Origin of the sequence: Curtobacterium oceanosedimentum (assembly GCF_020297365.1) — a bacterium.
Classification (GTDB): domain Bacteria; phylum Actinomycetota; class Actinomycetes; order Actinomycetales; family Microbacteriaceae; genus Curtobacterium.
Genome location: NZ_JAIXIG010000024.1, coordinates 23703 through 49836, shown reverse-complemented (window position 1 = coordinate 49836; position 26134 = coordinate 23703). Strand labels below are relative to the sequence as shown.

The 26134-nt window shown below is 72.4% G+C and carries 28 protein-coding genes; 14 read left to right on the top strand and 14 right to left on the bottom strand.

The window, feature by feature from the left end:
• Positions 1–10: 10 nt before the first annotated feature.
• Together LEL83_RS11735 and LEL83_RS11730 are read left to right on the top strand one after the other, a co-directional pair.
• Entirely contained in the window at positions 11–1669 is a 1659-nt protein-coding gene (locus tag LEL83_RS11735; protein WP_225558948.1) for a bifunctional aspartate transaminase/aspartate 4-decarboxylase, read from the top strand.
• Complete coding sequence (locus tag LEL83_RS11730; RefSeq protein ID WP_225558947.1) at positions 1666–3399, top strand: collagen-binding domain-containing protein; 1734 nt, start codon at positions 1666–1668, stop codon at positions 3397–3399. Before LEL83_RS11735 ends, LEL83_RS11730 begins: the two co-directional genes overlap by 4 nt.
• Positions 3400–3484: 85 nt before the next feature.
• Here LEL83_RS11730 and LEL83_RS11725 read toward each other — a convergent pair whose 3' ends face one another.
• Complete coding sequence (locus tag LEL83_RS11725; RefSeq protein ID WP_198658398.1) at positions 3485–3982, bottom strand: hypothetical protein; 498 nt, start codon at positions 3980–3982, stop codon at positions 3485–3487.
• Positions 3983–4098: 116 nt separating this feature from the next.
• Positions 4099–4932, bottom strand: coding sequence for an SDR family oxidoreductase (locus LEL83_RS11720; RefSeq protein WP_198658399.1), 834 nt, complete (start codon positions 4930–4932; stop codon positions 4099–4101).
• A gap of 239 nt (positions 4933–5171) precedes the next feature.
• Between LEL83_RS11720 and LEL83_RS11715 the strand changes: the two genes are divergently transcribed.
• The gene (locus LEL83_RS11715; RefSeq protein ID WP_225558946.1) at positions 5172–5486 is read left to right on the top strand and encodes a hypothetical protein; all 315 of its coding nucleotides are present in this window, start codon (positions 5172–5174) and stop codon (positions 5484–5486) included.
• 19 nt (positions 5487–5505) lie between these two features.
• Here the strand turns inward: LEL83_RS11715 and LEL83_RS11710 are convergent, their stop codons facing one another.
• Positions 5506–5844, bottom strand: coding sequence for a hypothetical protein (locus tag LEL83_RS11710; RefSeq protein ID WP_225558945.1), 339 nt, complete (start codon positions 5842–5844; stop codon positions 5506–5508).
• A gap of 104 nt (positions 5845–5948) precedes the next feature.
• Between LEL83_RS11710 and LEL83_RS16270 the strand changes: the two genes are divergently transcribed.
• The gene (locus tag LEL83_RS16270) at positions 5949–6902 is read left to right on the top strand and encodes an AraC family transcriptional regulator (RefSeq protein ID WP_225558944.1); all 954 of its coding nucleotides are present in this window, start codon (positions 5949–5951) and stop codon (positions 6900–6902) included.
• 156 nt (positions 6903–7058) lie between these two features.
• Positions 7059–7475: a VOC family protein gene (locus LEL83_RS11700; protein ID WP_225558943.1), complete on the top strand. Its 417-nt coding sequence runs from the start codon at positions 7059–7061 to the stop codon at positions 7473–7475.
• On the opposite strand, the gene LEL83_RS11695 is transcribed toward LEL83_RS11700, so the two are convergent.
• The 3 genes from LEL83_RS11695 to LEL83_RS11685 form a co-directional block, all read right to left on the bottom strand.
• Positions 7456–8442, bottom strand: coding sequence for a methyltransferase family protein (locus LEL83_RS11695; RefSeq protein ID WP_225558942.1), 987 nt, complete (start codon positions 8440–8442; stop codon positions 7456–7458). The two genes, LEL83_RS11700 and LEL83_RS11695, sit on opposite strands and share 20 nt — an antisense overlap.
• A gap of 106 nt (positions 8443–8548) precedes the next feature.
• Positions 8549–8686 carry a hypothetical protein gene (locus LEL83_RS11690; protein WP_225558941.1) on the bottom strand — a complete coding sequence of 46 codons (138 nt, stop codon included), beginning with the start codon at positions 8684–8686 and terminating at the stop codon, positions 8549–8551.
• Between the two features lie 104 nt (positions 8687–8790).
• Complete coding sequence (locus tag LEL83_RS11685; RefSeq protein WP_198658406.1) at positions 8791–9690, bottom strand: SDR family oxidoreductase; 900 nt, start codon at positions 9688–9690, stop codon at positions 8791–8793.
• 116 nt (positions 9691–9806) lie between these two features.
• Here LEL83_RS11685 and LEL83_RS11680 point away from each other — a divergent pair, with 116 nt between their 5' ends.
• Positions 9807–10145, top strand: coding sequence for a DUF3140 domain-containing protein (locus tag LEL83_RS11680; RefSeq protein ID WP_225558940.1), 339 nt, complete (start codon positions 9807–9809; stop codon positions 10143–10145).
• A 37-nt stretch (positions 10146–10182) separates the two neighbouring features.
• Positions 10183–10380, top strand: a complete 198-nt coding sequence (locus tag LEL83_RS11675; protein WP_198658408.1) for a hypothetical protein — start codon at positions 10183–10185, stop codon at positions 10378–10380.
• Between the two features lie 6 nt (positions 10381–10386).
• On the opposite strand, the gene LEL83_RS11670 is transcribed toward LEL83_RS11675, so the two are convergent.
• Together LEL83_RS11670 and LEL83_RS11665 are read right to left on the bottom strand one after the other, a co-directional pair.
• Positions 10387–11193 carry a glycoside hydrolase family 16 protein gene (locus LEL83_RS11670; protein WP_225558939.1) on the bottom strand — a complete coding sequence of 269 codons (807 nt, stop codon included), beginning with the start codon at positions 11191–11193 and terminating at the stop codon, positions 10387–10389.
• Positions 11194–11320: 127 nt separating this feature from the next.
• Positions 11321–11581 (bottom strand): hypothetical protein, encoded by a 261-nt coding sequence (locus LEL83_RS11665; RefSeq protein WP_198658410.1) that lies wholly within the window; start codon positions 11579–11581, stop codon positions 11321–11323.
• A gap of 76 nt (positions 11582–11657) precedes the next feature.
• On the opposite strand from LEL83_RS11665, the gene LEL83_RS11660 reads away from it, so the two are divergent.
• Positions 11658–12620 (top strand): SDR family NAD(P)-dependent oxidoreductase, encoded by a 963-nt coding sequence (locus LEL83_RS11660; protein WP_225558938.1) that lies wholly within the window; start codon positions 11658–11660, stop codon positions 12618–12620.
• A 120-nt stretch (positions 12621–12740) separates the two neighbouring features.
• Here LEL83_RS11660 and LEL83_RS11655 read toward each other — a convergent pair whose 3' ends face one another.
• The 4 genes from LEL83_RS11655 to LEL83_RS11640 all read right to left on the bottom strand — a co-directional run bounded on the left by LEL83_RS11655 (position 12741) and on the right by LEL83_RS11640 (position 16772).
• Positions 12741–14129, bottom strand: a complete 1389-nt coding sequence (locus LEL83_RS11655; protein WP_225558937.1) for an ABC transporter substrate-binding protein — start codon at positions 14127–14129, stop codon at positions 12741–12743.
• Positions 14126–15043, bottom strand: a complete 918-nt coding sequence (locus LEL83_RS11650; RefSeq protein ID WP_225558936.1) for a carbohydrate ABC transporter permease — start codon at positions 15041–15043, stop codon at positions 14126–14128. The genes LEL83_RS11655 and LEL83_RS11650 overlap by 4 nt, the downstream gene beginning before the upstream one ends.
• Positions 15044–15047: 4 nt before the next feature.
• A complete protein-coding gene (locus LEL83_RS11645; protein WP_225558935.1) occupies positions 15048–16049 on the bottom strand; it encodes a carbohydrate ABC transporter permease in 1002 nt (333 codons plus the stop codon).
• A gap of 162 nt (positions 16050–16211) precedes the next feature.
• Positions 16212–16772, bottom strand: coding sequence for a histidine phosphatase family protein (locus tag LEL83_RS11640; protein ID WP_225558934.1), 561 nt, complete (start codon positions 16770–16772; stop codon positions 16212–16214).
• Between the two features lie 36 nt (positions 16773–16808).
• Between LEL83_RS11640 and LEL83_RS11635 the strand changes: the two genes are divergently transcribed.
• From LEL83_RS11635 to LEL83_RS11620, 4 genes are all read left to right on the top strand, one after another.
• On the top strand, positions 16809–17060 hold the full coding sequence (locus tag LEL83_RS11635) for a DUF4287 domain-containing protein (RefSeq protein WP_225558933.1): 252 nt from the start codon (positions 16809–16811) through the stop codon (positions 17058–17060).
• Between the two features lie 39 nt (positions 17061–17099).
• On the top strand, positions 17100–18068 hold the full coding sequence (locus LEL83_RS11630; RefSeq protein WP_225558932.1) for a putative endonuclease domain-containing protein: 969 nt from the start codon (positions 17100–17102) through the stop codon (positions 18066–18068).
• A gap of 76 nt (positions 18069–18144) precedes the next feature.
• Positions 18145–19518: an alpha/beta fold hydrolase gene (locus LEL83_RS11625; protein ID WP_225558931.1), complete on the top strand. Its 1374-nt coding sequence runs from the start codon at positions 18145–18147 to the stop codon at positions 19516–19518.
• A complete protein-coding gene (locus tag LEL83_RS11620) occupies positions 19515–21065 on the top strand; it encodes a GMC family oxidoreductase (RefSeq protein ID WP_225558930.1) in 1551 nt (516 codons plus the stop codon). Before LEL83_RS11625 ends, LEL83_RS11620 begins: the two co-directional genes overlap by 4 nt.
• An 8-nt stretch (positions 21066–21073) precedes the next feature.
• Here the strand turns inward: LEL83_RS11620 and LEL83_RS11615 are convergent, their stop codons facing one another.
• Both LEL83_RS11615 and LEL83_RS11610 read right to left on the bottom strand, forming a co-directional pair.
• A complete protein-coding gene (locus tag LEL83_RS11615; RefSeq protein WP_198658419.1) occupies positions 21074–21640 on the bottom strand; it encodes a GIY-YIG nuclease family protein in 567 nt (188 codons plus the stop codon).
• A gap of 64 nt (positions 21641–21704) precedes the next feature.
• Entirely contained in the window at positions 21705–22550 is an 846-nt protein-coding gene (locus LEL83_RS11610) for a siderophore-interacting protein (protein WP_225558929.1), read from the bottom strand.
• Positions 22551–22631: 81 nt separating this feature from the next.
• On the opposite strand from LEL83_RS11610, the gene LEL83_RS11605 reads away from it, so the two are divergent.
• Positions 22632–23315, top strand: a complete 684-nt coding sequence (locus LEL83_RS11605) for a biliverdin-producing heme oxygenase (protein ID WP_225558928.1) — start codon at positions 22632–22634, stop codon at positions 23313–23315.
• A 124-nt stretch (positions 23316–23439) separates the two neighbouring features.
• Positions 23440–26097 carry a phosphoenolpyruvate carboxylase gene (locus LEL83_RS11600; RefSeq protein WP_225558927.1) on the top strand — a complete coding sequence of 886 codons (2658 nt, stop codon included), beginning with the start codon at positions 23440–23442 and terminating at the stop codon, positions 26095–26097.
• Positions 26098–26134: the final 37 nt, after the last annotated feature.

The window sequence follows — 26134 nt, the reverse complement described above, 5'->3', positions numbered from 1 at the left end:
AGGAGTCCACATGCCCGTCGCCAGCGTGTCCCGCGAGGAGATCGCGCGGTTGCAGCAACCTTCCCCGTTCGAGCTGAAGGCCGAGCTCCAGCGCATCGCCGGCGAGCACGAGGCGCGCACCGCGTTCCAGATGCTCAACGCGGGTCGCGGCAACCCGAACTTCATCGCGCCGACCCCGCGCGAGGCGTTCTTCGCGCTCGGACAGTTCGCCCTCACCGTGTCGCGCGAGAACCGGGAGTGGGACCACGAGCTGGTCGGCGTCCCGCAGAAGGACGGCATCGCCGAACGCTTCGGGTCCTGGCTGACCGAGCACGAGGGTGAACCGGGCGTCGACCTGCTCCGCCGGGTGCTCCGGCACGGCGTCGACGACCTCGGGTTCTCGCCCGACTCGTTCGTGTGGGAACTCGCCGACTCGGTCATCGGCGACCACTACCCGGAGCCGGACCGGATGCTGCACCACGCCGAGCAGATCGTCCACGAGTACCTCGTGCAGGAGATGTGCGACGGACAGCCGCCCGCGGCGCCGTACGACCTCTTCGCGGTCGAGGGCGGCACCGCCGCCATGTGCTACGTCTTCGACACCCTGCTGGAGAACCGGCTCGTGCACCGCGGCGACCGGATCGCGTTGATGACGCCGATCTTCACCCCGTACCTCGAGATCCCGGCGCTGGAGGACTACGCGCTCGAGCAGGTGCACCTGCACGCCAGCACCGTGGACGACGACGGTGTGCACACCTGGCAGTACCCGCCCGAGGAGATCGACCGTCTCCGTGACCCCTCCATCAGGGCCCTGTTCGTCGTCAACCCGACCAACCCGCCCTCGGTCCGCATCGCGCAGGAGACGCTCGACGCGATCGCGGACGTCGTCGCGACGGACAACCCGGAGCTCACGATCATCACCGACGACGTGTACGGCACGTTCATCGACGGCTTCCGCTCCCTGATGTCCGTCGTCCCGAGGAACACCATCGGCGTCTACTCGTTCTCGAAGTACTTCGGCGCGACCGGATGGCGTCTCGGCGTCGTCGCGGTGAACCAGGACAACGTCTTCGACGACCGGCTCGCGGCCCTGCCCGAGGAGGACCTCCGAGCGCTCGACGCCCGCTACGGGTCGCTGTCGCTGCACCCCAGGGACATCCGGTTCGTCGACCGGCTGGTGGCGGACAGCCGGTCCGTCGCGCTGAACCACACCGCCGGGCTCTCGCTGCCGCAGCAGTGCCAGATGCTGCTCTTCGCAGCGTACGCCGTGCTCGACGAGACCGGGCACTACAAGCGCGAGGCACAGGCACTCATCCGACGGCGCCTGCAGCTGCTGCTCGACGGCATGCAGGTCACCCTGCCCGAGGACGTCGACCGCGTCGGGTACTACGTGGAGCTCGACGTGCTCGCCTACGCCGAGCGCCTGCGCGGTCCGGGGATCGGCGCGTTCCTGCGCGAGCACTACGAACCGACCGACATCCTGTTCCGGCTCGCCGACCAGACGGGCATCATCCTGCTGAACGGCGGCGGGTTCGACGGTCCGGAGTGGTCCGTCCGGGTGTCCCTCGCCAACCTGCGGGACGAGGACTACACGCAGATCGGGCGGAGTATGCGCGCCATCGGCAAGCAGTACTTCGACGAGTGGCGGGCCGAGCAGGGGACCGACGTCGACCAGGAGACAGCACGATGAACCGAAGCGTGTTCCGCCGCTGCGCGATCGCGGGGGTCGCCGCGCTCGCGGTGCCAGCCGCCCTGTTCGCCTCGGCGCCGGCGACGGCCGCCGACGTCGCGCCGGTCAACCCGGTCTCGGTGCCGGTCGACGGCCACCCGGCGAACCAGGGGTTCCTGGTGTTCGTCGAGGGCGACGTCCAGCTCGCTGCCGACGAGTCCGAGGGCACCCTCGCGGCCGGCGGCGACCTGGGCTTCGCGACCAGCTACAACGTCGGCGCCGGCAACACGCCGCCGGACGCGCTGACGCTACCGGGCGACGACCGGCCGACCTTCCTGTACGTCGGCGGCGGGATCCGGTTCCCCGCTGACCAGTCGTCGGTGCTCCGCGTGCTGAACGGTGGGTACACCCACGTCGGGGACACCACGACGTACGACGCCTTCGACACCGACCAGAACGGGGCGACGATCAACTACCGGCTCGCTCCCGAGGGCACGACGGCGGAGACCGTGCCCCGCATCGAGGGGACCGTACAGCAACCGGCGGCCGACGTCCCGGTGCTGGCGGACCCCGCAGTGCTCGACTTCACGGCGTCCTTCGCCCGCTACCGGTCGCTCTCGACGGACATCGGGACGTGCCCCACGACCACCGAGCTGCAGGACGCGTCGGGCGCTCCGGTGGCGTCACCGGTACCGCAGGGCACCGCCGCGTTCGTCGACGTCCGTCCGGGCGCCACCAACGTCCTCACCGTGCCCGGGACCGACCTCGACGCGCTCGACCTGCTGACCTTCCGCGGCCTGCCCGACCCGTCGTCGCCGCTCGTCGTCAACGTCACCGGTTCGTCCTTCGACGGGACGATCCCGAACCTGGCCAACCTGACGAGCGCGAACGCCCCCTTCGTGCTCTGGAACTTCCCGGAGGCCACGAGCGTCCACGTGACCGGCGCCGACGTGCTCGAGGGCACGATCTACGCCCCGCGCGCCGACGTCCGGTGGGACGTCACCCAGAACATCGAGGGCAACGTCATCGCGGCGTCCTTCACGCACGGCGTCGCCTCCGCACCGGGCCCGCTGCCCCTGGAGATCCACTCGTTCCCCTTCTCGACCACCGTGTCCTGCCTGTCGACGACCGTGGCGGAGGGATCGCTCACACTGGTGAAGCGGGTCGTCGGCGGTGACGCAGCCCCCGACGACTGGACGCTCACCGCGACCGGTCCGGCGACGGTCAGCGGTCGTTCCGGCAGCGATGCCGTGACCGACCAGACGGTGCCGGCGGGGGACTACCAGCTGAGCGAGTCGGACGGACCGGACGGCTACGAGTCCGGTGACTGGGCCTGCACGGGGGCCCCGGTGGCCGACGCCGTCGTGTCCGTCTCGGACGGCGACGACGTCGTGTGCACGATCGTGAACACCGCGACCGAGACGCCGGGCGGCGGGGACGGCAACCCCGGTGGGGGAGACCCGAGCACGCCACCTGGCGACCCCGGGACGGGCGGGACACCGCCGGGCGACGGCGGCAGCACGCCACCGCCCCCGTCCGGCGGGTCCGGCGGTGGCGGGCAGGTCGGCGACGGCGGGACCGGGCCGATCGACGCCGGCGACCCGGGAGCGTCCGACGGTGAGGCGGCCGACGGAGGTTCCCTCGCGTTCACCGGGTACGACCCCGGTCCGCTCGCCGTGCTGGCCGTCGGGCTGCTGGCGTCGGGCGCCGCGCTCGGTCTCCGCCGAAACCGTAGGGACCATCAGCGCTGACCCACCGCGGGAGGTCAGCGCTGACCCACCGCCGGGAGGGTCAGCGCTGCTCCACGACCGGGACCGACAGCGCTGACCCGGAGCCTCAGCGGTCGGACGCCTCCACGACGCAGCTCTCGACCTGCTGGGCGGCCTCGGAGTCGTCGGCGAAGGGCGACGGTGCGTCCGAGGTCGTCGTCGACTCGTCGGCCACGGCGGTCTTCGCGACGTCGTTCACCGCGTACAGCGGGCCGTCGAAGTCCTCGGACGTCGGGTCGGCGGTGGTCGCCCAGATCGTGACCTCGTCGTCGTTCGAGTCGTTGCTGTCGGCGGGGACGATCGCGGCACCGAGGTACCACCCGCCGTCGCCCTCCTGGACGTTCGCGAACTCCGTGGTGTCGTGCGAGCCGACGGCCTCGTCGATCATGTCGACGACGGCGCTCGAGGCGACGTCGCACTGCGCCGCCTGCGACTTCTCCTCGGAGCCGGGCACCTTGCCGACGGGGTTGATGTTCTGCGCCCCACCGGGGTCGCAGGCGGTCAGCATGAGGGCCAGGGTGGCGGCGCCGAGCAGCGCCGTGACGGTCTTCGCTCGCGTGGACATGCCCTGACCGTAGGCTCCGCGCGGTGGGTGGGGACTCAGGAGGGACGCACCCCGCGGACGGACGGGAGGCCCGGCGCACGACGTGCACCGGGCCTCCCGTCCGTCGTCGGGTGCGGTCAGAGGATCGGCGTCCCGCCGGTGACGGCGACGCGCGCGCCGGAGACGTAGCTGCCGTCGTCGCTGGCGAGCAGGACGTAGACGGGGGCCAGTTCGGCCGGCTGCCCGGCGCGGCCGAGCGGCGTCTGCTTGCCGAACTGTTCGACCTCCTCCGACGGCATCGTCGACGGGATGAGCGGCGTCCAGATCGGACCGGGCGCCACGCTGTTCACCCGGACCCCGCGGCTGCCGAGCAGCTGGGCGAGGGCGGCGGACAGGTTCGCGACGCCGGCCTTGGTGACGTCGTACGGGGCCAGCGTCGGCTTCGGGTTGTCCGAGTTGATCGAACTCGACCCGATGATCGAGGACCCGGCACCGAGGTGGGGGAGCGCCGCCTTGACGAGGTGGAAGTAGGCGCTGAGGTTCGTCGCGATGGTGTGGTCCCACTCCTCGTCGCTGATCTCCTCGAGCGTCTCGTGGCTCATCTGGAACGCGGCGTTGTTGACCAGGACGTCGAGCCCGCCGAGCTCGCTGACCGCGCGGTCGATCACCGAACGGCAGTAGGCGGGATCGCTGAGGTCGCCGGGGAACAGCACCGCGGTGCGGCCGGCGTCCTCGACCCACCGCTTGGTGTCCTGCGCGTCGTCCTCCTCGTCGGGGAGGTAGCTGATCAGGACGTCGGCCCCCTCGCGGGCGAAGGCGATGGCGACGGCCTTCCCGATGCCGCTGTCGCCACCGGTGATGACGGCACGCTTGCCGGTGAGCTTGCCGGATCCGCGGTACGACTGCTCGCCGTGGTCGGCCTGCGGGCTGAGCTCGTGGTCGCTGCCCGGGGGCTGCTGCTGGTCGGTCATGGCACTCCCTGTCGTCGCTGCGTCCGACCCGGTGGTCGGCTCTGACCACCACGATGGTCGGCGACACGCACTGGGCGTCCGTCCAGCCGCGGCTGCGTCGAGTACGAGGCCGTGCGATCGACGCCTCCTGGACAGCGGTCGTCGCCGAACATGTGAGCCGCGCAGCGACCGCCGCCTATCGTCCGACGGGACCAGGGGGTCGTCATCTCGGCGGTTCCCCCGGCCGGTCGGGAGCCGTCGTGAAGTACGTGAACTACGCGGGCACGGTCCGCATCCTCACGAGCGATGCGGTGGCCGACGCCGTGATCCGCTACGCGGCAGCGCTGCACCAGAGCCGTCTGAGCGACGTCGTCTCGGTGCCGACGAGCGACGAGTTCGGCTGTGCGACCACCGTCGAGGTCCTGCTCGCCCCCGCGGTCGCGCTGGCGGTCGAGCCGGCACCGGACGACGACCTCGAGCCGGAGGGCGCCGCGTTCCTGCGCGAGATCGACGCCCGCACCGGCGCGGTGCTGTCGATGGACGACCACGCGGCGCGGATCGGCCGGCGGCGCTGACACCGACGCTGCCTGCCGGTCACACCGGGTCCGGTGCGTCACCCTCGACGAGGTCGGTCCGCTGGTCGGCGTGGATCGCCGCCTCGTGCTCGAACGTCAGCGTCGCCGCCCGCAGCCGGGCGACGAACTGGTCGTGCTCGCCCTCGAGCTCGTCCTCCTCGGCGTCCTCGACGACGAGTTGGCTCGCGGGTCCGATGAGCACCTTCGTCGTCGTCATCGTGCCGTCGGCGGCGACGGCCGGGATGGAGACCGTGTCGGCGCGGTCACCACCGGCCAGTGCCGCGGCGTACTCGATCACGGCGTCGGCGACGTCATCGGTCGTCAGGATCGACGAACGGTCGTACTGGATGTGCTTCATCTCCGGGCCTCCACGACTCACCCAACCGCCCGGAGGCTGGTGATCGTCCAGGAACCGGCGCGTCGCCCGTTGCGCGGAGTGCCCGTTGTCGTCAGGATCGACTCGTGCCCGAGACGATGCACCGCATGCAGCGGGAGATCCAGACCGACCAGCCCTCCGTGGCGGCCGAGGCGATGGTCCGGACGCACGTCATCCACGAACTGTCGGTCGAGCCGGGGGACGCAGACTTCGTGTTCGAGGAGCGGGTGCGGGGGACCGATCTGCTGTCCCTCGAGTCCACGAACTGCTCGGGCACGCTCAGCGGGTCCATGGAGCCCGGCAGCACCGTGATGATCTACTGGATGAAGACCGGTGCCGGGTCCGTCGACGACGAGCCCGTGGCGATCGGACGGCCGGTGCTGTTCCGCCAGCGGCCGCAGCGCTTCCGGTGGACCGAGTGCAGCAAGGACCTGCTGCGCATCGATCGCAGCATCGTCGAGCAGGTCGCTGCCGAGCGCGGGGACTGGGCGCCGGGTCCGCTCGAGTTCCGCCCGCACCACGTCCCCGAGGGGCCCACGCTGGCCGCCTGGTGGTTGATGGTGCGTGCGGTGGCGCAGGAGGTCATGGCCGGCCCGGACGAGGTCCCCGTGGAGCGCGAACGCGAGCTCGCTCGGTTCGCCGCCGGTGGCCTGCTCTCCGCGATCCCGCACTGGCCGGTCGGCCAGGTCGAGCGACCGCTCGCCGCCACGGCGCGCTTCGCTCGCGCCGAGACCTTCCTGCTGGAGCACGCGACCGAGCAGATCACCGTCGACGACGTCGCCGCGGCCGCGGGACTGAGCGTCCGCGGTGTGCAGGCGGCGTTCCAACGGCACCACGGCATCACGCCGACGATGTACCTGCGCCGGATCCGACTGCTGCTCGCGCGCGAACAGCTCGAGGCGGCGGACGGCCGCAGCGTCGCGGAGATCGCCCGGGCAACCGGGTTCGCCCACCTCGGACGGTTCGCCGGCAGCTACCGCCGCGAGTTCGGCGAGCTGCCCCGGCAGACCGCCGCCTCGGCCCGCGACGACCGCCCCTGACGCGCGCGCCGGCCGACCCCGACGCGCGGGCGTGGACCGCCCCTGACGCGGGCGCCGCACCGCCACGTGCGACGAGCTGTTCCGTCCGGGCCGGCGGTCTGCCACGATGAGCGTGTCGCGGGCGGACGGTGCCCGCGCGGGACGAAGGAGACCGTGATGTCCGTGCGCCTCAACCCCTACCTCGGGTTCCGCGACGGGGCCCGTGCAGCCCTGGAGTTCTACCACTCCGTCTTCGGCGGGACGCTCACCGTCGGCACGTTCGGCGAGGCGGGGATGAGCCAGGACCCGGCGGAGGCCGACAAGGTGATGCACGGGCAGCTCGACGGCGAGCACGACCTCGTGCTGATGGCCTCGGACGCCCCCTCGGGCATGCCGATGCCCCCGGCGAGCAGCATCTCCCTGTCGCTGAGCGGCGACGACCCCGAGGTGCTCACGCGCTGGTGGAACGGCCTGGCCGAGGGTGCGACGATCATCGAACCGCTGACGGTGGCACCGTGGGGCGACACCTTCGGCATGCTGACCGACCGTCACGGGGTGTCGTGGATGGTGAACATCAGCGGCGCGTCGAGCTGACCGACGCCGACGCCGACCCCGGCGTCGGCCCTGGCAGGACCGGCACCGCGCCCACCCGGGCGGGCACCGGCCACCGCGGCACCCAGCACCGGACCTGCCGGGCGTAGCGCCGGAAGTCGTCGCCGAAGCGGGCCTCCAGGTCGGCCTCCTCGAGCGGCCGGACGACGCAGTTCCAGACGACGGAGCCGGCGACGGCGTAGACGACGACGAGCCACGACGACATCGCCAGTCCCACCGCCGCACCCTGCGTGATGCCGGCGAGCGCCATCGGGTTGCGCACCGAGCGGTACGGGCCGGCGACGACCAGCCGGTTCGCCGTGGCCGAGGGCAGCGGGGTGCCGTCGCCCTTCGTGGACATCGCGGCGGCCGATGCGATGCCGAGCGCACTCGCCAGGGCGAAGACGACCGCGCCGACGACGGCGAGGCCGTCGGCGAGCGGTGCTGGCAGGGTGGGGTGCAGCCGCCACCGGTGCTCGGCCGCGGCGATGACGAGCGGGAACACGCCGAGGAACAGCCCCCAGAACACGACGATCTGCACCGCCGTCGCCGTCACGTGCCGCCAGCGGGGTGCGTCCGGGTCCGCCGTGCGCAACCGCAGCGGCCCGGTCGTCACCCACTCCGTCGGGATCCGACCGAGCACGACCAGCGCGAGCGCCAGGACCGAGCCGATCGCCGCACCGACCATGACGAGCACGCCTGCGCCGGCCTCACCCGTGACGGTCGCCCAGACGGCGAGCGCGGCGAGCACGAGGAGCGTCCACACGGTGGTGACGACCGCGGCGGTCCGCAGGCCCAGTGCCGCCAGCGCCGACGCGACGACGAACAGCGGGACGTCGAAGACCGCGACGGCGACGGGGTCGAGCGACCCGAGTGTGGCGGTGCGGACCCCGGGCAGCACGGCGACGGCGATCCACCAGGCCGCTCCGCCGAGGGCCTGCAGTGCGAAGTACAGCCGACCCCGTGCCATGCGTGCACGCTAGCAGGGCACGTGGCGGGTGCCGCGGGGCACCGGGCGATCCGGGACCGGGGCCGGGCCCGGACCCGGGGCCAGGCCGGGGCCGTCCGGCCCGGGGTCAGTCGGCGTGGTTGATCTGACCGAGCCACCGTCCGAACGACGCCGACGGCTCGTCGTGCAGCGAGGTCAGCACGGGCTTCGGCAGGCAGCTGCGGTCGTCGTCGAGTCCGGTGCTCCCGTGCAGGTCGATGCTCATGGTGTGCTCCTTCGTGGTCGGTGGAGTGTTCGACACCGGACGGGCCCGATCCATTCCCACCCGGTGTCGGTGACCGCGGAGCGCGGCCGGACGACGGGCTGCGGTCAGGGGGTGACCATGCCGCCGTTCACGTTGAGCGTCTCGCCGGCGACGAAGCTCGACTCCTGCGAGGCCAGGAAGACGTACGCGGGTGCGAGCTCGGCCGGCTGGGCCGCCCGGCCCATCGGGGACTCGCTGCTGCCGAACTCCGGCAGGGTCGACGGGTCGACACCGCCGCTCGGCTGCAGGACGGTCCAGGTCGGTCCCGGTGCGACGACGTTCACGCGGATGCCGCGCTCGACGAGCGACTGCGACAGCCCCTTCGAGAAGTTGTTGATCGCACCCTTCGACGCGGCGTAGTCGAGCCGGTCGGGAGCGGGCTGGTACGCCTCCATCGACGCTGTCGTGGTGATGGTCGCGCCCGGCTGCAGGTGCGGCAGGGCGGCCTTCACCAGTCGGAACAGCCCGAAGACGTTCACGTCGAAGGTCGCCTCGAACTGCTCGTCGGTGATGTCGAGCAGGTCGGGCTGCCAGCGCTGCTTGCCGGCGACGCTGACCAGGGCGTCGATGCCGCCCAGGCCCTCGACGGCCTGGTCGACGAGCTGCTGCGCGTACGCGCGGTCGCGCAGGTCGCCGGGGATCGCGACGGCCGTGCGTCCGGCTGCCCGGATCTGCTCGATCACGTGGTCGGCGTCGGACTGTTCCTCGGGCAGGTAGGCGAGCGCGACGTCGGCGCCCTCGCGGGCGAACGCGATCGCGACCGCCCCGCCGATGCCGGAGTCGGCGCCGGTGATGAGCGCCTTGCGGCCGGCGAGCCGGCCGGTGCCCCGGTAGCTCGTCTCACCGAGGTCGGGCACCGGGTCCATGGCGGACTGGAGGCCCGGCTCGGCCTGGGTCTGCGGCTTCGGCTCGACGTTCGGGTACCGCGTGCGCGGGTCGCCGTGTTCGTACTGGTCGGTGGGCATGGAATCCTCCTGACGGTTTCGCTCGACCAGCAAACGCTCCACCGCTGGACGACCGGGGGACGCCGTCCGCGGTGCGCACTCCGCCGTCGTCCAGGACCGGCGGGTTGGCTCGGCGCATGAGCGAGCACGACGACGAGCAGACCCGGGCCGACTTCGACCAGGCGGTCACCATGACGGCCACGCAGCTGCGGAAGTGGCTCGACACCGACGAGTCGAAGTCCGTCGGACAGAAGCCCTCCGGCGGTGGGGAGTCGACCGGGCACGAGAGCGGTCGGCACATCGTGCGGATCCTCGAGAAGCACAAGGCCGACCTGACCGACGACGACCTCGCCCACATGCGCAAGGTCGTCGGGTACGTCGCCCGGCACACCAAGCAGCGCCCGGACGGCGACGTGCACGACACCCCGTGGCGGTACTCCCTGATGAACTGGGGACACGACCCGGAGCAGCACTGACGGCATCGGGCAGAATGGTCCCGTGAACGAGACGGGCATGCCACGCTTCCGACGGATCTGGTCGACCGTGCAGGTCGGGGTCCTCGCCGTGGCCGTGGCGTTCTGCATCGTCATGCTCGTGATCGGGCAGGGCGAACTCGACCGCGTCTACGCCGTCGGTGCCGTGTTCTTCGGGCTGGCGCTCGTCGGACACAGCACCTACCTGTGGCTCCTCGCGCGGAACCGACGCCCCTGACCCCGCCTAGGCGTTCTGGAAGACGCGGAGCCAGTCGATCGTCATCTGCTGCGGGAACGACGTCGACGCGTCCGGCGACCCGGGCCACGTCCCGCCGACCGCCACGTTGAGGATGACGAAGAACGGCTTGTCGAACACCCACGGGTTCGAGCCGACGTCGGCTCGGGTGATCGTGCGGTACGCGACGCCGTCGACGGTCCAGGTGACCGACCCGGGGCGCCAGTCCACCCCGTAGACGTGGAAGTCGTCGGCGAAGGGCGCTCCCGTCGGGTTCTGGCGGGTCGACGAGATGCCCTGCGCGCCGGAGTACCCCGGCCCGTGCACGGTGCCGTGCACCAGGGTGGGCTCGTACCCGACGTTCTCCATGACGTCGATCTCGCCGCACGCCGGCCAACCGACCTGGCCGATGTCGGCGCCGAGCATCCAGAACGCCGGCCAGATGCCCTGGCCGCGGGGGATCCGGATCCGGGCCTCGATGCGCCCGTACTGCGCGGTGTACGTGCCCTCGGTCTTCAGACGGGCGGACGTGTACGTCCCGTCGGCCTCGCGTCGTGCGGTGATGACGAGGTTGCCCGCCCCGTCGAGCGCGGAGTTGCGCCGGGTGTCCGTGTAGGTCTGCAGCTCGGCGTTGCCCCACCCGCCGGCACCGAGGTCGTACCGCCAGATGGCGGGGTTCGGTGCGCTGCCTGCCGGACCGTCGAACTCGTCCGCGGCGAGCAGGACCGGTGCGGTCGCGGCCGTCCCGAACGCGGTGGCAGCGGCCCCCGCGAGTCCGAGTGCCATGAAGCGGCGTCGATCGAGGTGCTCTCCCATGTCGTGCTCCCTGCAGCGCGATGGTGGTGTGGTGGTCGGATCATGCCCCACTCGGAGCCGTGACTCCAGCACCGGGACGGAATCGTCCGCAGGACGCAGGACGAAGGACCGCCGGACGCAGGACCGCTCAACCGAAGTGCACGGCGAGCGGCCCGATCAGCGCCGCGACCCACACGAGCACCATCACGAGGGCACCGACGGCGATGATCCGCCTGCGTCGCCGGAGCTTCGGGCTCCGCTCCTCGCCCCACATCTGTGTGCGGACGAGCACCCGGTTCGCCTGCTCGACGACCTTGCGGACCTCGGGGTCCTGCAGGTCGAGTGCGCCGGAGCGCGCGTGCTCGGCGATGACCGTGGCCTCGTCGACGGTCAGGTCGTCGTTGCGCATGCTCCATCATCGCACCGGGCGGCGGGGTACGCCGGGACTGGACGGTGCCGCACCGACGTGCGGGTACCAAGGACCCATGGGACATCGGTACCGCGGGAAGATCGTCGTCATCACCGGAGCATCGAGCGGCATCGGGAGGGCCGCAGCGCACGAGTTCGCCCGACAGGGCGCCACGCTCGTCCTCGCTGCACGTGGTCACGACTCGCTCGAGGCCGCGGCCGCCGAGTGCCGGAAGCTCGGTGCCGAGGCGATCGCGATCCGTACCGACGTGGCCGACGAGCACCAGGTCAAGGACCTCATCAGCACGGTGACCACCCGGTTCGGCCGCATCGACGTCTTCGTCGGCAACGCCGCGCTGTTCGTCTACGGGCTGTTCGAGCAGACCCCGACCGAGGCGTTCAAGCGTGTCGTGGACACGAACCTGTACGGGCACCTCAACGCGATCACCCACCTGCTGCCGCACTGGAAGCAGCGCGGCAAGGGCACGTACGTGCTCGTCGGCTCGATCCAGTCGCTGCTGTCGGCGCCGTACCAGTCGGCGTACGTCACGAGCAAGCACGCGGCGCTCGGCCTGGTCGACGTGCTCGGCGACGAGTTCGCGGGCACCGGCATCCAGTTCACGGCGCTGCTGCCGTCGACCATCGACACCCCGATCTACCAGAACGGGGCCAACTACACCGGCAAGGCCTCGCACCCGCTGCCGCCGACGGTGTCCGTCGAGCGCGCCGGCCGCGCCGTCGTCACGGCCGCCACCCACCCCAAGCGGTACCGCTTCGTCGGTCGCATCCAGGCCTCGCTCGTGCCGCTGCAGTACGTGTTCCCGGGGCTGTTCCACAAGATCACGAAGCCGATGGTGCAGACGTTCGCGCTGCGCGGCAAGCAGCAGCCGACCGACGGCAACCTGTACGCGCCCGCCGACGCGGGCAACGCCACGAACGGCGGCTGGGTCGCGAAGCGACGGCGCGTCACGCGCCCGCTCGTCTGGCTCGGCGCGGCCGCGGCGGTCGGCGCGGTCGTGCTCGGCCGCTCTCGGCGGTAGTCGCGAGCCACGTCGGACGGGAGGCGCGGTGCCAGCTGGCACCGCGCCTCCCGTCCGACGTGTGTCTGCGCACACCCCGCAGCGTCGCGCGGGCGGTGCCGGGCTCCGGTCCTGGGCTCGTCAGACCCGGATGTCGTCGTAGTCCTCGGGCAGGGCGAACGGCGCGAAGGTCTGCATCATCGGGTCGACGCGGTCCTGGGCGCGTGCGACGGCCTGCTCCGCGGTCGCCGTGCCGAGCAGGACGCTCGACCGCGCATCGGCCAGGGCGTCCCACCAGGCGCCGCCCACGGGCAGCGGCGGGCGGCAGGTCGAGGCCGCGATCGACTCGACGAAGTAGCGGATCGACGGTGCCGAACCCTCCGGGTCCTCGAGCGCGGCGATGTTCGTCGGGACGCTCGTGGCCGGCACCATGTAGGTCCGCTGGCCGCGTTCGCCCGTGAAGTACTTCATCAGGTCCCACACGGCCTTGGTCTTCTTCGACCCCTTCGGCAGGCACAGGGCGTACCCGCCGGACCAGGTGTACTCCGGATCGTCGGCCTGCTGCACCGGCAGGAAGGCCGTGGTCCAGTCCAGGTCGTCGGGGCCGTGGTTGTCGAACGTCTGGATGGTCGAGGGCACGCTCACCATGAAGGCCATGCGGTTCGCCAGGAACGCGGTCTGCCCGGGCGGGTGGCCGGTCGGCTCGTAGGTGGCGATGAAGGTGTCGGCGGCCTTGTAGCCGTAGCGTCCCGCCCAGTCCTCGTAGAACTCGAAGACCCGCCGCACGCCCGGGTCGGTCATCGTCATGTGCGAGGTCTGCTGGTCGTAGTACGAGGCACCGAGCCCCAGGCCCCAGGTGAACGGCCATCCCTCGCCGTACCAGGGGAGCAGGCCCACGTGCGTGTAGTCGTCGCCGGAGCGCTTCGTGACGCGCTCGCTGACCTCCCACATCCGGTCCATCGTGACGGGTCCGTTCCGTTCCCAGTCGAACTCGTCGGGGTCGACGCCCGCGTCGCGGAGCATCGTGCGGTTGACGAACATGCCCCGGGCATCGGTGTCGTGCGGCAGGCCGTAGGTCTTGCCCTCGTAGGTGACCTCGCCGACGGCGAAGCCGAGCCACTGCGCCAGGAAGTCCTCCTTCGACTGGTCCTCGTACTGCGCGATGAGATCGTCGATCGGTTCGATGAGGCCGATGGCCGCGTACTGGGCCGCGCTGAACCGGTCGAGCAGCCACAGGTCCGGTGCGGTGCCGCCGCGGACCGCGGTGATGATGCTCGTCGCGTCGCCGGTGCCCTGCGACGGGACGACGTCGACGTGCACCGTGACCTCGGGGTGGAGTCGCTGGAACTGCTCGATGACCTTCGTCTGGAACGGGACGAACGTGCCGCCCACACCCCAGAGCGAGACCTCGTCGGGGTTGCCCCGACCCGGGTTGCTCGCACACGACGCGGCGAGGAGCGCGAGCGCTCCGGCACCGACCGTGGCGGCGGATCCGCGCAGGAAGGTGCGGCGGTCGAATGCGCTGGTCACTTGAAGCTCCCGATCTGGACGCCCTTCAGGAACGTCCGCTGGAACACGAAGAACAGGACGACGAGCGGCAGGATGATGAGCACCGACGCCGCCATCAGCTGGTTGAACTGGAAGTCCTCGGAGTTGGTGAGGCGGAACACCTGCAGGCCGATCGACAGCGTCTGCACGTCCTGGTCCTGCAGGTAGATGAGCGGCCCGAGGAAGTCGTTCCACGCCCCGACCGCGGCGAAGATGCCGACCGTGACGAGCGCCGCCCGCGCCTGCGGGAAGACGATCGTCCACAGGATCCGCCACTCCGACGCCCCGTCCATCCGGGCCGCGTCGAGCAGGTCCTTCGGCACCTGCAGCAGGAACTGCCGGAGCAGGAACGTGTAGAACGCCGACCCGAACATCGCCGGCACGACGAGCGGCAGGAACGTGTTGATCCAGCCGAGCCGGGCGTACAGGTCGAACATCGGGATGAGCGTGACCGGGAACGGGATGAACAGCGTCGCGAGCACCACGTAGAAGAGCCGGTCGCGGCCGCGCCACTCGATGCACGCGAAGCCGTAGGCGATCACCAGGTTCGACAGCACCGAGAAGACGGTCACGAGCGCCGTGATGACGAGCGTGTTCCGGAAGAACGTGAGGAACGGCATCGCCTGGACGGCCTGCGCGAAGTTCCCCCAGTCGAGCCAGTGCGGGTACCAGGTGGCCGGGAACGCGCCGAGCTCGGTGTTGCCCTTGAGGGCGGAGATGACCATCCAGTAGATCGGCACGAGGAACAGGACGCTCATCGCGATCAGGATGATCCGGGCCGTGACGGACGACCAGACGGACCGCACGGAACCGTCGGCGTTCCGGGAACGGCCGCGGTCCCCACGGGTGGCGGCGGTCGTGACGGACTCGGTGGTCACGGGGGTCTCGGTGGTCACGTCGTCACTCCCCGGTCACGTCGTAGTTGACGAAGCGCTTGGACAGCCAGTAGACGAGCCCCGACAGGAGCATGCCGGCCAGGAACAGCAGGACGGCCATCGCACTCGCGAAGCCGAGCTGCGCGTAGCTGAACGCGTTCTTGTACAGGTAGAGCATGTAGAAGAGCGTCCCGTTGTCCGGGCTGCCGAGGCCGCCGGTGCCCGACGAGATGACGTACGCCTCGGTGAAGACCTGCAGCCCGTTGCTGATGCCCGTGATGAGGTTGAACAGGATCACCGGCGACAGCAGCGGCAGCGTCAGCGCGAAGAACTGGCGGACCGGACCGGCGCCGTCCACGCGAGCAGCCTCGTAGAGCGTCTTCGGGATCCCGCGCATGCCCGCGAGGAAGATGAGTGCCGCGTTCCCGGCACCCATCTGTGCGAGCGCGATGATCACGAGCTTCGCCGTCGTCGGGTCGCCGAGCAGGTTCGTCGCGGGCACGCCGAACACCTTGAGGGCCTGGTTCACCAGGCCGGTCTGCGGGTTGACGAGCACCACGAAGATGAACGCCAGCGCGAACGTCGGGATGAGCGACGGGATGTAGAGCGCCGTGCGGTACCAGCTGATCTCGCGGACGTCCTGGTTCATGGCGATGGCGATCACGATCGCCACGACGATGCCGAGCGGCACGGCGATGGCGGCGTAGAACACCGTGTTGCCGACGGCGGTGTGCACGAGCGGGTCGATGAACGCCGCGGCGTAGTTGCCGAAGCCGACCCAGGTCGCCTCCTGCATGCCCGAGTACCGGGTCAGGCTGATCGCGAACGAGTACACGAGCGGGTACCCGACGAACACGAGCACACCGATGATCCACGGCGAGACGAAGGCGAGTCCGAGCCGGACCCGGCGCTTCTCGGCGGCGGTCCACGGATGCCGCTCGCGTGGCCGTCGTCGCGGTGGCGTGGCCCGGAGGTCGGTGGTGGGTCTGGCTGCTGCTGCCGTGCCGGTCCGTGTCGTCGTCGTCACGAGCGCCCCTTCGCGTCCTGGCCACCCCGATGTGGCCGAGCGGTTCCGTCCATTCGATGGACGAAACCCTTCGGGTGCGATGTTAAAGAGGGGTCGAACGTGCGGTCAACCGTCCGGACTGCTCGTGCTGCAGGGCAGAACCGGGTGAGCGCTCCGGCTCCGTCAGTGCTGCGGCAGCCGGATCCAGTCGCCCGTGGCCTGCCAGGCGGTCGCGTCGAAGGAGAAGACGCTCCCCATGCCGGGCTGGTCGAGCGCGCGGGTGATCGGCACCCCGCGCAGGTGGGCGAGGAGGAGCGCGCCCACGGCGCCGTGCGAGACGATCGTGACGTCGCCGGCGGCGCAGTGCGCCCGCACGGCCCGGACGATCCGCGCCTGCGCGTCGACCGCGCGCTCCCACCCGCGGACGGACCGCTCGGGCTCCGCGAAGAACGCGTCGACCACCGCGTCGAACGCAGCCGGGGGCAGGTACCCCGTGGCGCTGCGGTCGATCTCGCCGAGCAGCGGGTCGCGGTCGACCGGCGTGCCGACCGCCGCACCGAGCACCTCGGCGGTCTCGACGGCCTTGCGTTCGGTGCTCGAGACGATGCGGCGGTCGCCGGGTCCCCACGCCAGGGCGGGTGCCTGCGCGGCGCGGCATCGGCCCTCGGGGGACAGTCCCCACGACCCGATCGGCACGGCGGGGTCGACGACGACCTCGGCGTGGGTCAGGAAGGACGACACCATCCGGCGATCCTCGCACGGCGGCGCTACCGTGGCCGCATGACAGCGCACCGCGTGACCGCCCCGGGACCCCCGGCGGACGGCAAGCCGGCGAAGGGGCCGGCGTCGTACTTCCCGAGCATCGAGCAGACGTACGGTCGGCCGGTCCAGGAGTGGCTGGACCTGGTCGCGGCTCGCCTGGACGACCACCGGCACATGGAGGTCGTCGCCTGGCTGAAGACCGAGCACGGTCTCGGACACGGCCACGCGAACGCCCTCGTCGCGTACGTCCGGCAGGCACTCGGGTCCTGAGGGGGATCCGCTGTCGGTGGTCCTGCCTAGCGTGACGACGTGGTCGAACCCGTCGATGCGTGGTGGCGCCGCCGGCAGTGGTCGCGCGGCCAGCAGGTGCCGTACGACGTCGGGCAGTTCCGCGCCGACTGGGCCTCCTACCCGGTGCTCATCCGCCAGTACCACCCGGACCGGAACCACGGCGTCGTCCTGACCCAGGTGCCCCCGGCGGCCGAGGTGCTCCTGACCTGGGAGTGCGACGTCGGGCACCTCTTCGTGGCGACCCCGGCCGAGCAGCGCTCCCGACCCGGCCGCGAACGCCGGCGGTCCGTCTGGTGCCCGGAGTGCGCCGTGCAGGCGAGCCCGCAGCGCTGGCCGGTGCTGCCGTCGGACTGGCCGGCCGCCGTGCCGGTGCCCCAGCGGGTGGTCCGCACCACGGGACGGCAGACGCTCCCCGCCGCCCCGGCGCGCGGTGTGCCGGCCGGAGCGGTCGCGTCGAGCCGGGCCGGCGGGCGGCGACCGGCCGTGGGTGCCCCGAGACGGACGGCTCCCGCCGCACCACGCACGATCTGCCCGAAGACCCCGCGCCTGCCCTCGGGGGAGTCCTTCACGAGCGTGTGCGCCCCCGCGACGGCCTCGGCGGTCGAGGCGGAGCTCCGGGCCGCGCTGTCCGAACGGTTCGCCTTCACCGACGGCCACTCGGCGATCCGGCTGGACCGCCCGTTCTTCGACCACGTCGAGGTGTGGCCGGACATCCTCCTGCCCGAGCTCCGCGTCGCCATCGAGTACGACTCGACCGGACGCCACGGCCTCGAGCACGTCGGCGCGCGGCAGGACACGGACCGCCGGAAGGACCGCGCCGTCCGGGCCGTCGGGTGGGAGGTCGTGCGCATCCGGACCGGCCGGCTGCCGGCGATCGGGCCGTACGACCTCGAGGTCTCCGGGATCTCGGGCCGCACCCTCGCGCGCCTCGCGGACACCCTGCGCGAGATCCGCGGTGCCCTGTTCGTGGACGCGTACGCGCGATGACGGGACCGATGTACCCCGGATCACCCTTCGGGGTACAGGACCGCTGTGAGGCCCCGCGGACGACCGGTAGGCATGCATGGTGATCACCGCCTTCTGCCTGCACGCGCTCGGCGCGAGTTCCGAGGAGTTCGCCCTGCTGCGCTCCGAGCTCGCCGGGGACCTCGACCTCATCGGGATCGACCTGCCCGGCTTCGGCCGCAGCCCGGCGTCGTCGGGTACCACGGTCGAGGAGATGGCCGTCCTGGTCGAGCGCGCCGTCGGGGCGAGCGGCGTGACGGAGTGGGTGCTCGTCGGCCACTCGATGGGCGGCAAGGTCGCGACCGTCGTCGCCGACCGGACGATGTCTGGCGCGAACGGGCTGTTCGGCCTCCGCGCCGTGGTGCTGCTCGCGGCGTCGCCGCTGTCCCCGGAGCCGATGGACGACGAGCGCCGCCGGACGATGCTGGCCTGGGCGGCGGACGGCCCGATCACGCCCGTGCACGCCGAGGAGTTCGTCGCCGCGAACACCGCGTCCACGCTGTCGCCGGAGCGCCACGTGACGGCGGTGCAGGACGTCGAGCGGGCCGACCCGCGAGCCTGGACCGACTGGCTCACGCGCGGCAGTCGCGAGGACTGGTCGGCCGCTGCGCCGAACCCGGTGCCGGCCCTGGTGCTCGCCGGTGCCGAGGACGGCGACCTGGACGCCGACGCGCAGCGGGCCCTGACGCTCCCGCACTGGCCGGACAGCGAACTGCACGTGGTGGACGGTGCCGCACACCTGTTGCCGTGGGAGCAGCCCGCGGCGGTCGCGGCGCTCGTCCGCGACTTCGTGCACCGCCGCCTGGTCGGCAGCCCCGTCGTGCCCGTCGAGCACGCCCGGGTGATCGCCTCGCCGCGCGTGAGCGCCCGCACGCGCGGGCTGCTCGCCGAGCGGGCGCTGCCGGACGACCCCGCCGCCGCACCGCGCGCGCTGACCGACGTGCAGCTGCAGACCCTCCGTGCGATCGCCCGCGTGGTCGTGCCGCAGCCCGGTGGCGCGCAGGTCGACCTCGCCCTGCGCGTCGACGCCCAGCTCGCCGCGGGCCTCGGGGACGGGTGGCGGCCGGACGGCATGCCCGCCGACGTCGACGCCTACCGCGCCGCCCTCGACGTCCTCGCGGCGCCGGCACGCGACGGCGCCCTCGACCGAGCGCTCGAGGCGGTGGCCGTCGGCCGCTACCGGGCCGACGGTGCGCTCGACGCCGAGCAGCTCCGTGCCTGGTTCGAGGACGCCAGCGTCGACCTCGTGAAGCAGTGGCTCGCCCACCCCGCGACCATGGCGGCCATCGACTTCGACGGCTACGCGAACGGCGGCGACGGCGTCCGCAAGCAGGGCTTCCAGCTGTTCGCCGCGGACACCCGCGAGGCCTGGGAGCCGGACGCCCCGACCACCACCCACCCCACCGCACCGACGACCGGAGCAGCACGATGAGACTCGACGGACAGCGCACCCACGGCACGGACGACGTCGTCGACGTGGTCGTGGTCGGCACGGGAGCCGGCGGAGCACCCCTGCTGGCCTCCCTGGCGCGCCGCGGCCTGACGGTCGTCGCGCTCGAGGCCGGCCGCAACACCGAGCCGGGCGACCACGTCCCCGACGAGGTCGCGGCCCCCGGCGACATCAACTGGATGGACGACCGCCTGAGCGGCGGCGGCGCCCCCACCGCCTTCGGCCCGAACAACAGCGGCACCGGCGTCGGCGGGTCGACGCTGCACTGGGGCGCGTTCACCCCGCGTCCGAGCGAGCACGACCTGCGGCTGCGGACCGAGACCGGTGCGGGGCAGGACTGGCCGATCAGTCACGCCGAGCTGACCGGCTGGATCGAGCAGGTCGAGCACGACGTCGGCGTCGCCGGCCCCGAGCACTACCCGTGGGACCCGTCCCGCCGCTACCGGATGCGCCCGCCGGCCCGGAACGCGTCGTCCGACATGATGATGCGCGGCACCGCCGCCGTGGGCATCACGGCCACCGACGCCCCCGTCGGCCTGACCACCGAGGACCGCCACCAGGAGCACCACGGCCTGCGGCAGGCGTGCGTCTCGTGCGGCTCCTGCCACCAGGGCTGCCGCAACGGCGCGAAGGTGTCGATGGACACGACGTACCTGCCCGCCGCGGTGGCGTTCGGCGCGGAGATCCGTCCGGAGTCGTTCGTGCACGGCATCGAGCTCGACGCCGCGGGTCGGGTCGAGGCGGTCGTGTACACGAGCGGCGGCCGCGAACACCGGCAGCGCTGCCGTGCCCTGGTGCTGGCCGCCGGCGGCGTCGAGACCCCCCGGCTGCTCCTGCACACCGGCGTCGCGAACGGCAGCGGGCAGGTCGGCCGGAACTTCACGGCCCACGGCGCGACCCAGGTGTGGGCGCGGTTCGACGAGTCGATGCGCTCGTACCGCGGCTACCCGTCGTCGATCATCACCGAGGACTTCGTTCGCCCGGCCGACGCCGACTTCGCGGGCGGCTACCTGATCCAGAGCCTCGGCGTGCAGCCCCTGACCTTCGCGACCACGCTGGTGCGCGGCGGCGGCCTGCGCGGTGCCGAGCTCGTCCGTGCGCTGCAGGACTACCCGTTCTCGGCGGGGGTCGGCATCAACGCCGAGTGCCTGCCGTACGAGCAGAACCGGCTGGAGCTGTCCGACGAACTCGACGAGCACGGCGTGCCCCGGGCGCGGGTCGCGTTCACCCCGGGCTCCAACGAGGAGGCCATCCGTGCCCACGCCGTCCGGACCATGACGACGATCGTCGAGGCCGCCGGGGGCAGGGACGTCCGCGTGCTCGAGCGCACCGCCCACACCATCGGCACGGCACGCATGGGCACCGACCGCGAGACCTCCGTCGTCGACGCCGACGGTCGCTCGTGGGACGTCCCGAACCTGTGGATCGCCGACAACTCGGTCTTCCCGAGCGCCGTGATCGCGAACCCGGCCCTGACGATCATGGCGCTCTCGCTCCGGACCGCCGACCGCGTGCTGCAGACCGCCTGACCGACGGGTCAGCCGCGCAGCGCGAGCGCCTCGCTCGTCCACCGGGCGTGCAGGTCCCACGGGTCCTGCACCCCGGCGGCGACCGTGTCCACGTGGGCGAGCAGTTCCGGGGTGACCCGGAACCACTCGGTGCCCGGGTACCGCGATCCGGCGAAGGTCGCGTGGCGTCGGCGCTCGAGCGTGCGGTCGCCGCGTTCGAACGCGAGCAGGTCCTGGTGGGGGATGGCGGCCAACCGCTGCCGGGGGTTCGTCGTGGTGCCGATCTTGATCCGGTCGCCGAAGTCGTCGCGCATCCGCAGGTAGTACACGACGTCCACGCGCGGGGGAGCGAGGTCACCGTCGGGCACCTCGCCCCACCGCCACTCGCAGCGCGCGCACACCGTGCCGGACGGGTAGCGGACCCCGGTGCGCGAGCCGCAGAGCGGGCACGGGCCGGGCAGGACGTCCTCGACACCGGCGTGCTCGGCGGCGAGGTCGGCGACGAGCACGACGTGCGCGCCGCACAGCGGGACGCCCGTGAGTCCGGGCGCGGGCACGCCGGCGCAGCCCGGGACGCAGCACGACGAGGTGACCATGTCCGGAACGCTAGCCGCGGCCACCGACGTGCCGCGGGCCTCCGGGCCCACGCCGACGGCGTGCTCAGTCGGCGAAGACGGCGCCGACGGGCTCGCGCTTCTCCTCCTGGAACCGGTCCTCGCCGCGACCGACCGCCCAGTACGCCGACAGCGACATCTCGGACTTCTCGACTCCCCAGTCGTCCTGCAGCAGCCGGCGGATCCCCTTCATCGCGGTCCGCTCGCCGTGCGCGAAGACCTGCACCGGCCGGGAGGCGCGGGGCAGCGCCCGCGCCGTCTCCAGCAGGAGCGTGCCCGGCTGGGCGCCGGTGGCGTCGCGGTGCAGCCACCGCAGGTCGACCCCGGCCGGGTGCGGGACGTCCTGCTCGTCGGCCGGACCGGCGACCTCGACCAGGGCGACGCCCGTCGCGGTGGCGGGCATCGTCTCGAGCGCGGCGCCGATGGCGGGCAGGGCGCTGTCGTCGCCCAGCAGGACGTGCGTCACGGCCGGGTCGACCGACGGCGCGTAGCCGCCGCCCGGCCCGGACAGTGCGAGCCGGTCGCCGGGCTGCGCGGACGCTGCCCAGGGTCCCGCGAGCCCGTCGTCGCCGTGCACGACGAAGTCGATCGCGATGGTCCGCGTGGTGTGATCGACGGTGCGGACCGTGTAGGTGCGGCGGGCGGGCCGGTCCTGCTTCGGCAGGGTCTCGCGCAGCGCCTCGAGGTCGTACGGCGGTTCGAGGCCCAGCGACGGCTTCGCGAGCAGGAGCTTCACGTACTTGTCGGTGGCGGCGAGCCGGTCCGGGTCGGCCTCGGCGACGAAGTCCTCGAAGGCCGAACCGCCCAGGTGGACCCGCACCATGTGGGGCGAGAGCCGCTCGGTGCGGTCGACGACGAAGACGTGCTGGGGGCGTTTCGGCTTGGCGCTCATCGCGGACTGCTTCCTCTCGGTGGTCGGCGGCTCCTGGGTGAACCCTGGTGGACGCGCCGCAACTGAGGTTAGCCTCACCTCATGGACACGACCGTCACCCCGTTCTCCGAGGTGCTGCGACGACGCACGCAGCGCTCGCACGGCGACCCGGCCGGCAGCGGCTTCCTGCGGGACCTGCTCGGTGGGCGTGACGTCGACGTCGCCGACCACGCGGACCTGCTCGGCCAGTACGCCTTCGTGTACGACGCCCTCGAGCGTGCGGCCGAGCGGATGGCGGACCACCCGGTGGCGGCCCCGTTCGTGACCTCGCAGCTCACCCGCATGCCCGCCATCCGTGCGGACCTGGAGTACCTGATCGGCCCGGACTGGTCGGAGCTCGTGTGCCCGCTGCCCGCGACGACCGCCTACGTCCGACGGCTCAACGAGGTCGCCGCGACCTGGCCGGGCGGCTTCGTCGCGCACCACTACACGCGGTACCTCGGTGACGTGTCCGGTGGGCAGCTGATCGGCCGGCTCCTGGGGGAGCGGTTCGGGTTCGAGACGAACGGCGTGCTGTTCTACATCTTCGACCAGGTCGCCGACCCGAGCGGTTTCGAGGAGACCTACCGTGCGCAGCTCGACGCGGCGCCGTGGTCGGCCGAGGAACAGGAGCGCGTGATCGCCGAGGTCGAGCTCGCCGCCGCACTCGACCGGGGGCTGCTCGCCGGTCTCGACGCCCGCCGCGGTCCGACCGCCGGGCCGACGGCCGTGCCGGTCCCGGCCTGAGCCCCGTCGCCCGACATCCGTCGGGGCCGGTGGTCCGTCCGGACGGTCGACGTCATGCGACCCCGGGGGCCGATACGCTGCTGGGACCCGGGAGGAGCCTCCCGGACGACCACGGAAGGACTCCATGACGGCCATCGACGGAGCGACGCGCCACGAGCGCGCGCGGGACGACGTCAGCGGCGCGGTCGACAGCGACCTGCGCGCCGACGTGCGGTACCTCGGCAACCTGCTCGGCCGGGTGCTGCGCGAGAACGGCGGCGACGAGCTGCTCCACGACGTGGAGTCACTGCGCGCCGCGGTGATCGACGCCTACGAGGGCGACCACGCCGAGGGGGCCGCACGCGCCCAGGCGATCGTGTCGGCGATGTCGGCCGAGCGGGCCGAGGCCGTCGCCCAGGCGTTCACGACGTACTTCCACCTGACGAACCTGGCCGAGGAGCACCACCGCGTGCGCGTGCTGCGCCAGCGCGGCGACGACGGCGGCACGGCGGGCGACTCGTTCCCCGCCACCTACGCCGAGCTCGTGTCCGAGGTCGGCGAGGCCCGGGCGGCCGAGCGCCTCCGCAGCCTGCGCTTCCACCCCGTGCTCACGGCGCACCCGACCGAGGCCCGTCGGCGCGCGGTGACCACCGGGGTCCGGCGCATCACCGACCTCATCGACGAGCGCGACCGCACCCGCAACGCGACGGCCCGTGCCGAGAACGAGCGCCGGCTGCTCGAGGAGATCACGACCCTCCTGCGCACCTCGCCGCTCCGCACCACCCGCCCGACTCCGCTCGACGAGGTCCGCACCGCGATGAGCGTGTTCGACCAGACGCTGTTCGAGATCGTCCCGCAGGTCTACCGCCTGCTCGACGACCGGCTGCAGGGCGACGACGCCGGCCGCGCCCCCGTGGTCGCCCCCGCGTTCGTGCGGTTCGGCACCTGGATCGGCGGCGACCGCGACGGCAACCCGCACGTCACCGCCGAGGTCACCCGCCAGGCGGCCGAGATCGCCGCCGAGCACGTCCTGCTCGGGCTGGCGCGGGCGACGACCCGCATCGGCAGCGCCCTCACGCTGAGCGCGACGGACACCCCCGCCGACGCCGGGCTCACCGCGCTCGTCGCCGCACAGGAGTCGCTCGACCCCGCCATCGCGGAACGCATCGGCGTCCGTGCGCCGAACGAGACCCACCGCCGCGCGCTGCTGTTCGTCGCCGCCCGGATCGACGCCACCCGCACCGGCACCGCGCCGCTCGCGTACGACGGCCCCGAGGCGCTGCTCGTCGACCTCCGCACCGTGCAGTCGTCGCTCGTCGCTGCCGGTGCGGTCCGTCCGGCGAACGGCGAGCTGCAGAACCTCATCTGGCAGGTCGAGACCTTCGGGTTCCACCTGGCCGAACTCGAGGTCCGCCAGCACTCGCAGGTGCACCGCACGGCCCTGGCCGAGATCCGCGCCGGTGGCGACCTGAGCGAGACCACGGAAGAGGTCCTCGCCGTCTTCCGCACGATCGCCGCACTGCAGGCGCGCTACGGCGTCCGCGCCGCGCACCGCTACATCGTCTCGTTCACGCAGTCGCCCGCCGATCTGGCGAACGTGCACGAACTCGCGGCCGCCGCGCTCGGCTCGCCTGAGGCAGCGCCCGTCCTCGACGTCATCCCGCTGTTCGAGACCTTCGCCGACCTGCACGCCAGCGTCGACATCCTCGACGAGGCCGTGCGCACCGAGGCGTTCCAGCGCCGCCTGGCCGTCACGGGTCGTCGTCTCGAGGTCATGCTCGGGTACTCGGACTCGTCGAAGGACGTCGGCCCGGTGTCCGCGAACCTCGCGCTCTACGAGGCGCAGGCCCGCATTGCCGACTGGGCGCGCGACAACGACATCGAGCTCACGCTGTTCCACGGTCGGGGCGGATCGCTCGGACGCGGCGGCGGACCGGCGAACGAGGCCGTCCTCGCGCAGCCGCCGGGGTCGATCGACGGGCGCCTCAAGCTCACCGAGCAGGGCGAGGTCATCTTCGCCCAGTACGGCGACCAGGACATCGCGGCCCGGCACCTCGAGCAGATGGCCTCGGCGACGCTGTTCGCCTCGTCGCCGTCGAACGAGGGCCGCACGGCCGACGCCGCGAGCCGGTTCACCGACCTGGCGCAGCAGCTCGACGACGTCTCACGGGCCGCGTTCTACGACCTCGTGAAGGCCGACGGCTTCGCACCGTGGTTCGCCCGCGTGACCCCGATGGAGGAGATCGGCCTGCTGCCGCTCGGCTCCCGCCCGGCGCGCCGTGGTCTGTCGGTGGAGTCCTTGGAGGACCTCCGCGCCATCCCGTGGGTGTTCTCGTGGACGCAGGCGCGCATCAACCTGGCCGGCTGGTACGGGCTGGGGTCCGCGCTCGAGGCCGTCGGCGACGTCGACGTGCTCCGGGCAGCCGCCGCCGAGTGGCCGCTGTTCGGCGCGATGGTGAAGAACGTCGAGATGTCGCTCGCGAAGACCGACGAGCACATCGCCCGCCGGTACCTCGAGCTCGCCGACCGCGACGACCTCGCCGCGAAGGTGCTCGACGAGATGGCGCGCACCCGTGACTGGGTGCTCCGCATCTCCGGTGGCAGCGACGTGCTCGCCGACCGCCCGGTCCTCGCCCGCGCCGTCCGTCTGCGCAGCCCGTACGTCGACGCGTTGTCGCACCTGCAGCTGCGCGCACTCCGCGCCATCCGGACGTCCGGCAGCACCGACCCGACGGACGCGGACCACCGCCTGCTGCTGCTCACCGTGAACGGGATCGCCGCCGGCCTGCAGAACACGGGCTGACGCCCGCGCGGGACGGACGGTGACGGACCGTCGGCTC